The sequence below is a fragment of the Mammaliicoccus sp. N-M50 genome (assembly GCF_022386995.1).
Taxonomy (GTDB): domain Bacteria; phylum Bacillota; class Bacilli; order Staphylococcales; family Staphylococcaceae; genus Mammaliicoccus; species Mammaliicoccus sciuri_A.
In genome coordinates this window covers 1-314 of record NZ_JAJNJA010000034.1, presented here as the reverse complement: position 1 = coordinate 314, position 314 = coordinate 1, and the positions used below count along the sequence as shown (strand labels likewise).

General features: G+C 50.0%; 2 tRNA genes and 1 rRNA gene. All 3 read left to right on the top strand.

Annotation, left to right across the window (positions count from 1 at the left end):
- Nucleotides 1-102, top strand: a 5S ribosomal RNA gene (gene rrf, locus LQ622_RS14940); the annotation flags it as partial.
- A gap of 27 nt (nt 103-129) precedes the next feature.
- A tRNA-Val gene (locus LQ622_RS14935) sits at nt 130-205 on the top strand.
- 6 nt (nt 206-211) lie between these two features.
- A tRNA-Thr gene (locus LQ622_RS14930) sits at nt 212-287 on the top strand.
- Nucleotides 288-314 lie beyond the last annotated feature (27 nt).

The following is a 314-nucleotide window of genomic DNA, read 5'->3' as shown; positions in this document are numbered from 1 at the left end:
GCAAAGAGGTCACACCTGTTCCCATGCCGAACACAGAAGTTAAGCTCTTTAGCGCCGATGGTAGTTGGGCTTACGTTCCGCGAGAGTAGGACGTTGCCGGGCAGGTAATAATATTACATAATTTTAAATGGAGAATTAGCTCAGCTGGGAGAGCATCTGCCTTACAAGCAGAGGGTCGGCGGTTCGAACCCGTCATTCTCCACCATTTAAAGCCGGCCTAGCTCAACTGGTAGAGCAACTGACTTGTAATCAGTAGGTTGGGGGTTCAAGTCCTCTGGCCGGCACCATGTTTTAGAGCCATTAGCTCAGTTGGT